General features: G+C 72.0%; 6 protein-coding genes. All 6 read right to left on the bottom strand.

What is annotated here, in order from left to right:
• On the bottom strand, nt 1–1,004 hold a 1,004-nt coding region (locus AOK08_RS46595), incomplete at its 3' end, for an NUDIX hydrolase (RefSeq protein ID WP_055527460.1).
• 1 nt (nt 1,005) lies between these two features.
• Entirely contained in the window at nt 1,006–2,319 is a 1,314-nt protein-coding gene (locus AOK08_RS19315; RefSeq protein ID WP_055527458.1) for an MFS transporter, read from the bottom strand.
• A complete protein-coding gene (locus tag AOK08_RS19310) occupies nt 2,303–3,322 on the bottom strand; it encodes a phosphotransferase enzyme family protein (RefSeq protein ID WP_107100990.1) in 1,020 nt (339 codons plus the stop codon). Before AOK08_RS19310 ends, AOK08_RS19315 begins: the two co-directional genes overlap by 17 nt.
• A 14-nt stretch (nt 3,323–3,336) precedes the next feature.
• Nucleotides 3,337–3,936: an AAA family ATPase gene (locus AOK08_RS19305; RefSeq protein ID WP_055527454.1), complete on the bottom strand. Its 600-nt coding sequence runs from the start codon at nt 3,934–3,936 to the stop codon at nt 3,337–3,339.
• Entirely contained in the window at nt 3,933–6,281 is a 2,349-nt protein-coding gene (fxlM, locus tag AOK08_RS19300; RefSeq protein ID WP_055527449.1) for a methyltransferase, FxLD system, read from the bottom strand. The genes AOK08_RS19305 and fxlM overlap by 4 nt, the downstream gene beginning before the upstream one ends.
• A gap of 57 nt (nt 6,282–6,338) precedes the next feature.
• Nucleotides 6,339–6,971: a M15 family metallopeptidase gene (locus AOK08_RS19295; RefSeq protein ID WP_055527466.1), complete on the bottom strand. Its 633-nt coding sequence runs from the start codon at nt 6,969–6,971 to the stop codon at nt 6,339–6,341.

The following is a 6,971-nucleotide window of genomic DNA, read 5'->3' as shown; positions in this document are numbered from 1 at the left end:
CCCGGACCCCAGTCGAACAGCTCGGCGATCTGCTCGGGCGTGGCCAGCAGACGGCTGTACGTCTGCTTGGTCGCCGGGTCGGACACCACCGGGGCGCAGTGCGTGAAGGCCGCCGCCATCCGGACCCGGGCGCCGGAGCCGGCGTCGTCGTGCAGGTAGCCGACGGCGACCGGGGTGCCGATGCGGATCTGTGCCTCCTCGGCTGTCTCCCGGGCAAGGACCGCCGCCGGGTCCTGGTGATCGGCGCTCTCCGGGCGGCCGCCGGGCAGACAAGCGGAGCCGGTGTCTTCGCCGATCAGGACCAGGGCTCGGCCGTCGGGCGCGAAGATCCACCCCCAGCACTGAACGACCGGGAGATCGGAGGGCACCGGAGCGGCGTGCCAGGACCACAGCTGCGGCCTGCGGGGCGTACGCAGGACCTGGAGCGTGTCCAGGACACTGGGGGCGATCGGATATCCGTCTTCGAGGATCGCGGCGCCGGCGTTGTTGATCCGTGCGCGCAGCGCGGCCAGGGCGCGGCGGGCGTCCCCTGGTTGCATGTGCTCGCCCAGCAGGGCCGGTTCGACCCACTGAAGGCCGGTGACCTCCCGGCCGGGCGGCCGTAGGGCGCGGACCTGCCTGCTGGTGAGGGTGCCTCCGTCGTAGACGTAGATGCACTCGCCGGGGAAGCGCATGTCCGGGTGGAGTCCGGGGGCGTCGGGCGGGATCCAGTCGACCGCGAGGCAGTACGGAAAGGCGGAGTCGAGGCCGAGTTCCTCGTGTACCTCGCGGCTGACGGCGGCCGAGGGTGCCTCGCCCGCGTCCATCGCACCGCCGGGGAGCAGTTTGGCGGTGCTGCTGCGGTAGTCGAGGGACTCGAGCAGCACGCGCCCGCGTTCGTCGGTGAACAGGACGGACACCGCCGTCCACAGGGCGGCCCGGGACGCCCCGTAGGCGGCCGGAGGCATCGCGGTGGTCGATGCCTCCGGATCGGGGAAGTCGCGGGCGTCACCGGTGTCGTTCATCTCAGGCTCCCGCAGGGGTGGGCATGGCCCGAAGGCGGCGGACGGGGGAGAACACCAGAACTACGAACCCGCTGGCCGTGGCGACGGCGGCGATGACCATGGCTGGCTTCAGGCCGATGACCCCGACGAGGGCGCCCGCGGCCAGGGCGCTCAGAAAGCGCGGGCCGAAGGTGATCCAGGTGCCGATGGACTGCTGGCGTCCCTGGTACTGCGGGTCGCAGACGCTCTGGCGAACCGAGCGCTGGTTGGATCCGTGGGCGGTCGCGCCGGCGAAGCGGAAGGTGACGCACGCGCCGATGACGACCTGCCACAGCAGACCCGGTTCCGCGAAGAGGACCGGTGCCAGGGCGAGCGGCTGCAGTGCCAGTGCGCACAGCAGCAGCGGCCCGACCCCCCAGCGGGCGCCGCGCGGTTCGGCGAGCCGTCGTCCCGCCAGCGCGCCGGCCACGCCGCCGACGCTCGCGCAGCCCATGACCACCGCCAGGACGACCGGCGACCAGTTCAACTGCCGCACCACGTAGATCAGGAAGAGCACGTCCCAGGCGGTCATCGCCAAGGCCAGCGCGGTGTTGGAGAGCACGAGCGGGCGGATGACCGGATGGCGGCGGGTGTAGCCGAGCCCCTCCTTGATCTCCCTCAGAAGGGTGCTGTCGGCAGGACGCGGCTCGGGAGCCGGCTCGGGGGTACGGATCTTCGCCATGCAGACAGCGGCGATGAAATACGACGCGACATCCGCCAGGATGGCCCGGCTGGTTCCCAGCACTGCGATCAGCCCGGAGGCGAGGTAGCTCCCGGCCGCATCGGTGAACGAAAACAGCGCACCCATACGGGAGTTGGCGGCGGCGAGGTTCTGGCCCCTCGCCAGCGAGGGCAGATAGCTGATCCCGGCCGTACTTGAGACGTCGTTGACCGCCGCGAGCGCGAACGCGATGACGCACAACACCACCAGCGACAGAGAACCGGTCATCGCCGTCACCGGCACGACGAGCAGCAGCAGGCCGCCGGCGGCCTTGCCCCACGTCAGCAGTCCGAGCTTGCGGTGCCGGTCGACCATCGCCCCGGCAAACAGCGCGGTCACCGCCGGGGGAAAACGCTGCGCCGCGTACAGCACGCTCATTTCCATCGGCGTCGCCTTGAGCGTGAACAGGGCCAGGGAGGGCAGCGCGACCGACGTGACGGCTCCGCCCAGGACCCCGACTGCGAGCCCGTTGTTGTACAGGGAAAGATCCCGGCGCACCGTCTTCTCCGCGTCCGCCGCCGCTTCTGCGGCGCGGGAGGCGGGCGCTGCGGGGACCGGTTCATCGCAGGCAGTCACGCAGTGCCTCCTCCACGTCGTCCAGCCGATCCAGCAGCATCAGGGCGGCCTCGTGGCGGGCGCGCGCGTAGGTCTCCAACGACGCCGTCATCTCCTGGGGAGCGTCCAAGGGCTGGGCCAGCGGGTAGGTCGAGGCGAGCATGGAGACACAGCCGACGACCGCTGTGGCGAGCAGATCCTCACGGCGTGCGCCGGGATGGGCGTCCTGGTAGGCGGCCAGGAGGCGGGCCAGGCCGGACAGCCACGCGTCCCAGCCCAACAGGAGCGAGCGCGGGTCGCAGCCGATCCGGGCGATCTCCCAGGCCACGTACCGGACCTTGGGCGGCTGGAAGTCGACGATGCCGGCCACCTTCTCGCCGCGCAACAGCACGTTCGGCGAGGCCAAGTCCCCATGCGGGACCTGCACCGTCAGCTCCGTCAAGGCCGAAAGGAGCTTGGCCAGCCGGCCGAACACGCCCAGGCGCTCGCGGCACGCTTCCGCCGCCCACACCTCGAACTCGCCGAGCTCCGGCATGCTGCCGTAAGCGGTGATCATGCGCTCGAAGCGGGCCTGGTTGCCCGGCAGATCACAGACCTCGGCCCCCGGCCGGAGCACCGGACCGGCGGCCGGGTGGCCGGCGAGAAGCCGGTGCAGCTGCCCGACCGCCTCCCCAACAGCTGGCCACCGCCCGCCGGTCAGCGTGCCCTCGGCGGTCTCGACGTCGGGCACCAAGGTCCACAGGGACATCGGCACCGGCCCACGCACCTCGACCAGATCGCCGTCGCGCGTACGCCGGACGGCAGGCACCAGCGCCCCGCCCTCGCGCGCGAACTCGGCGAGTTCGACCGCCGAGCGCTCCCGCTCCAGCGTCGGGTGATCCCGGTAGACCTTGGCGAACCACAGCCCGCCGCCATCGTCGGTCACGCGATAGTTGCGCGTGTTCGTCCCAGCCGGGATCTGCGCCACCTCCGCCGGCCGGATGCCGTAGGCCATCGCCACCGTTGCCGCGACCCTGACAGTCACTTCCTCGTCACCGATCACTGCGGCTGCCTCCCGTACACGACGGCTGACACCGGGACGGTGGGGGCCACTTCGTGGAGGTGGGCGAGCGCGGCCGTGAGGGCTTGCCGACGGGTGAGCGCGGTGGTGTCGATGACGTGACCAGCGGTGTGAAGGAGCCACTGATCGGCCGCGCTCTGGTAGTCGTCCAAGCGGCGCAACCGGTACGCGCGGACCTCCGCGGCGCGAGCCGGGTCCTCGCCGAGCGCGCGGTCGGCGGCGATGCGCTGCTTGAGGACGTCGCGCTCGGCGTGTACCACGAGGTGGTAGACGTCCGCGGCCTCGCTCAGGGCCATCACCATGGTGGTCGCGAGGTCCTGGACGAGGACGGTCATCGGGACGATGACCGGGCCACCGGTGTAGGCGTGCAGGCCGGAGATGAAGGAGACGGTGGTCGCGGCCCACGGCGGACAGTCCTGGTAGTCCTGCGCGGCCCAGGGGTGACCGCGCAGCGCGGTGCCAACGGCGCTGCCGATGGCTTCAGGGTCAGCCACGACCGCATCGGCAAGCTGGCCGGCGAGAGCGGCGGCGAGGGTGGTCTTCCCCGCACCGAACGCGCCGTTGACCCACACGATCACCGGGCTTCCCCCGCACTCGCCAGGGCCCCGTCCGCCGCCGTGCCTGCCTGCTGCTGATGCAGATCGGGCCAGTGGAAGACCAGACGCGAGGTCAGTTTGTCCAGCACGTGCCCGGCGGGCAGGTCACGGTCCGGGGCGTTGGCGGGGTGCACCGTCAGGCGGGGATAGCCGGTGTGGCGGACCGCGCGGTCCCAGTCCCGCACCCGGGCCGACACCTGCTCGGCGAGGGCTTCACGATCCGGACCCACGGCATGGACCATGAACTCGCTGCGCCGCGCCGCCGCTGTTGTCCCCTCCGCGACCGTGACGTAGGTGAGGTAGGCCAGCGTGTCCTGCGACAGAACGGCGGCGGCCGCGTCCAAACCGCTCGGCACGGCCGCCAGCCCGCCGTCCTGCTTCCGGTCCACGGCGAGGCGGCAGAAACCCTCCAGCGTGGTGGCCAGCAGCAGTTGAAGGGTCTCGAAGGACTCACCCCCGGCCACGGTCACCCCGGTGGCCACCTCGCAGCGCGGCCCGTGCAAGGCCTTGTCCAGCCCGCTGGTGTCCGCCGGAGCTCCGTCCTCGAAGCGGATCGTCAAGCCGCCGGTCAGAGCGGCGGTGGGGGTGGTGTGGGCCGCCGTCCCGCGGTCGCGCACGAACCCGCAATACGTCCAGTCCCCAGGCCCGGCCTCCAGGACGCGCCCGTCGCGGCGCAGGGCGATCGCCCGGGTATAGCCCTGGATCTCCAACGGAACAACGAGGTAGCGGTCTTCGGCGAGCTGCTCACACCAGGCGGGCGAGATGTCCCACACGTTGTGGGTGATCACGATCCCGTCGAACCCGGCGGCCGGCATGTGGTCCGGGGCGCCGAGGGCGCCGTCGCCCAGGAGCGCGGTGACCCGGCCGCTGCCGGCCTCGGCGCACAGCCGCCGGGTGCGGTGCACGACGTACGGGTCGTAGTCGAGGGTGATCACCCGGCCGTGCGGGCCGATGATGTGCGCGGCGAGTTCGGCGTTGTAGCCGCCCGACCCCGCCTCCAGCAGGCACATTCCCTGCTCCAGCCGCAGGTGTTCGAGCATGTCGGCCTGCAGCCACGCGGCCGAGACGGAGCTGACCGCCGCCCCGGCGTCGTCGCGGGCGGTCACCACGGCCAGATTGTCGTGGTAAGCGGTCTCCAGCGGGACTTCGGGGGTGAACCGGTGCCGGGGCACCTCCCGCAGCGCGGCCTGGACTCGCGCCGAGGGCGCCCAGCCGCCCGCGATGACCTTCTCGGCCATCCGCGCCCGCAGCCGGACAGCCTCGTCCGGCTCCCCGGCCACCGGCGGGATGTCGGCGGCGGACTGGTAGGAGCGCACCGGCGCCAAGCCGGGCAGGACGCCCGGCCACACCGCGTTCAACGCCTGGGCCGAGGGGACGAAGATCGGTCCCAGCGTGGCCAGGGTGTGCAGATCATGGAACTCCCAGCGCAGGAACCGATGCGGCTCGGGAAGGGCGAGGACGCCGGTGAAGGCGGTGACCCGGACGACGGCGGAGAGCCGGACGACGTCCTTGCGCTCGTCGTGGAGGATCGTCAGCAGATGCGCGTCCTCCTCGCACGCTTCCAGCCCCGCCTCCTCGCGCAGTTCACGCACCGCCGCCGCTTCGGCTGACTCGCCCGCCTCGACGCCGCCGGCCGGGAGTTCCCACATGCCGCCGATCTGCCGCCCCAGCAGCACCCGCCCGTTCGTATCGGTCACCACCGCGGCGGAGCCGAACACCGCCCTCGGTCCGGGCCTGCCACGCTCCACCGCGGTGAACGGCTTGCCCGGACCGCGCAGCACCAGCACGGCCAGGCCCGCGGCCTCGAACCGCTCCACCTTCTCGAACCCCTCGCCGAGCAGGTCGAGTTCGCCCTCGCCCAGGGCGATGTGCTGCCGCTCTTCGGGCGTGTGCTCCACGACCGGGGTGATGATGACGAGCGCGCCGCCCTCGCGCAGCCGCGCGGCCAGGCGGTGCAGGACCCGGGAACGATCGCGGAGGAACGCGACGGCCAGCCGCATGGTGATCAGGTCGTATCCGTCCTCGTCCAGGACGTCCAGGCCGTCGTGCTCGATGTCCAGGCATAGCCACCGCACCCCCTCTGCCCCGGCGTACTCGAACCGGGCGCGGTCGAGGGCGCCTTCGGCGAAGTCGGCCGCATCCACGCGGTAGCCCAACTCGGCGAGAAATACGGCGAGCCCTCCACTCCCGCAGCACGCCTCGAGCGCCCGTCCGCCCTCGGGCGCCGGGACATGCTCGGCGAGCAGGGCCTGCTCCTCGGCCCCGAGATGCCGGAAGCCACCGCCGTTGCTGTAGTGCTCGGACCAGTCGGCCCGGGTGAATCCCACAGATCACTCCTCACAGATGAAAGAAGAAGGGGGCGCGACGCCCGCCGGTCGGCGTCGTCAGGGCAGTTCGATGGGGCCGTAGAGCGCGGCGGGCTGTCCGGTCATGAGGGCCCAGTACCGGTCCCCGTACGACCAATGCCACTCGGTGCCGTAGTTGACCAGCCCGGCCTCGGACAGTGCCCCGCCGAGCGTGTCGCGGTTCGCCCGGGCCTGCGGGCTGATGTCCGGGGCGTCGGTGTAGCAGGCGTTGTTGCTCTCCTCCGGGCTTGCGTTGACCCGGGTACCCATGTCCATCTCGCGGCCCAGAGGGTCGACGAGCGTGACGTCGACGGCGGCGCCGCTGCTGTGCGGGGCGATCTCCGGAGGCGACACATAGCGGCTGGCCGCCTCCCTCACCTGGGCCGCCACCCAGGAGGGATGGGCGCGGGCCAACTCGGCGGCGTACTCCTCGAAGTACTGGCGCTGCAGAGCGGGAGGCCGGTATCCCTCGACGAACAGCAGCCGCAGCCCGCCGGGGAGCAGCGCCTGGGCCTGCATCAGCCGGTCGTGGACCTCTTCTCGGAGATACGCGAACGCCCCGCGCGCGTCCTGCTTGCGTACATCGACCTGAAGGCGGCCGCCGTCCCGGACATCGACCAGCTGCTGCCCGCACTCCCGCATCGGGATCGCGGCCACCCTCGCGTCGGACAT

It is taken from the genome of Streptomyces graminilatus (assembly GCF_001418565.1).
Taxonomy (GTDB): domain Bacteria; phylum Actinomycetota; class Actinomycetes; order Streptomycetales; family Streptomycetaceae; genus Streptomyces; species Streptomyces graminilatus.
Note: the sequence above shows the minus strand (reverse complement) of the source record. Positions and strands in the feature narration are given on the sequence as shown.